The following is a 257-nucleotide window of genomic DNA, read 5'->3' on the forward strand; positions in this document are numbered from 1 at the left end:
CTGACACCCCTATCACCGGGGGGACCATTGTGAAAATGGCTATGGAGGGCGGCTGGCGGCCCTCCCCGGGCCAGGAGCTGGGCTGGGAGGACCCCATCGGATCGGTGGTGGACCTGAACTGGCTGGAGGGCCAGGAGGTCCAGCCGCCCTCTGACTGGGACCCGGTCAAGCAGCTCATCACCTATCTGGAGACCCTGTTTGAGGCGGGGGAGAACGTGGGCTATGTGACCCAGACCTGGGAGCAGGAGGGGAAATTC

1 pseudogene is annotated in these 257 nt (G+C 65.0%); it reads left to right on the top strand.

The features are described 5' to 3' along the window. Window positions 1–257 (top strand): annotated as a pseudogene (locus tag D1646_RS21850) (DNA primase); the annotation flags it as partial.

The sequence above is a fragment of the Pseudoflavonifractor sp. 60 genome, from assembly GCF_009911645.1.
In the GTDB taxonomy this organism is placed as follows: domain Bacteria; phylum Bacillota; class Clostridia; order Oscillospirales; family Oscillospiraceae; genus Lawsonibacter.